This is a genomic window from Streptomyces calidiresistens (assembly GCF_014141525.1).
Classification (GTDB): Bacteria; Actinomycetota; Actinomycetes; order Streptomycetales; family Streptomycetaceae; genus Streptomyces; species Streptomyces calidiresistens.
Map to the genome: position 1 here is coordinate 1 of NZ_VKHS01001154.1, position 1273 is coordinate 1273.

The window sequence follows — 1273 nt, forward strand, 5'->3', positions numbered from 1 at the left end:
GCGTGGCGGAACCGCCCGGCCGGCCGGCCGTGTCCGACGCGCGGCCCGGCGGGGGCGGGGGGTCGGGAGCACCCGCCGGACGCCCGGCGACACCGCGGAGAACGGGACACACCATGGAACATGTGAACGATCGGGTCGATCGGATTCTGGCGATTGCCGAGACGATCCCGCCCGGCCGGGTCCTCACCTACGGCGACATCGCCGCGCTCGTCGGCTCCGGCGGGCCGCGCACGGTGGGGCGGACGATGGCCCTGTACGGCGGGACCGTGCCCTGGTGGCGGGTGATCCGGGCCGACGGCCGCGCCCCCGCCGGTCACGAGGCACGCGCCCTGGCGCACTACCGCGCGGAGGGCACACCGCTGCGCGCCGTCGACCCGCCGCGGATCGACCTCGCGCGGGCACGCTGGGACCCCGGAACCGGCCCGGGGGACGACGGCTCCCCGGCCGTCCCCGGGGACATCCCGGCGGAGTTGGCCGCGGCCATCCCGCCCGACCGCCATCACACCCCGCCGACCGGTACCGGTACGACCGGCATCCCGCCCGGCGCGCCGACACGCTGAGGGCGCCCCCGGCGCACACGCCGGGCGGCCTCTCCTCGGACGCTCACTGCTCACATCCACCAGCTTCCGTCATCCCCCGCCGACCGGGCCAACCGCCCCGGTCGTCGACCGCCGCTCCCGCCGGAAACCGACCCGGCGCGCGGGTCGGCCCGACCGGTCCGTGCCCCCGCGGACCTCCCTGCCGTACCGTCGGCACCACTGCCCGGCCCGTTCCCGCTCCGGCGGGATCCCCTCCCGAGAACCCGCGACGCCCGTGACGCACTCCGCTCCGTCCCCCGATCCGTTTCCGTCCTCCCGCCGCCCGTCCGGCTCCCGTCCTCCCGCGGACGGGAGCCGGACGGGCGGCGGCCCCGGCACCGTCACCGGGGCCGTCGGGGTGCCCGCCCCCACCGGGACCCCCGGGAGGGACATCGGTGGATCCGGCGTCGGCGGCTACCGACTCGTGCGCGCCGACCCCTCGGGGCCGGACGATCGCGCCCTCCCCGTCCCGGACGCCTCCCAGCGCGTGGTGGTTGAGCACCCCGGCGGTCCGTTGCTGGTCCTCGCCGGTCCCGGGACGGGAAAGACCACCACTGTGGTGGAGACCGTCGCCGAGCGCATCCGCCTGGGGACCGATCCCGAGCGCGTCCTGGTGCTGACCTTCGGCCGCCGCGCCGCCGTGCGGCTGCGCGACGCGATGGCCGCCCGCCTCGCCCGGGCCGCCGCCGCGACCC

2 protein-coding genes are annotated in these 1273 nt (G+C 78.5%); both read left to right on the forward strand.

Annotated elements, in window-relative coordinates; genetic code table 11:
• Window positions 1-113 precede the first annotated feature (113 nt).
• Window positions 114-560, forward strand: coding sequence for an MGMT family protein (locus FOE67_RS26055; protein WP_182667281.1), 447 nt, complete (start codon window positions 114-116; stop codon window positions 558-560).
• 376 nt (window positions 561-936) lie between these two features.
• Window positions 937-1273, forward strand: a 337-nt coding sequence (locus FOE67_RS29770) for a UvrD-helicase domain-containing protein (protein ID WP_438874317.1), incomplete at its 3' end; no start/stop codon positions are given.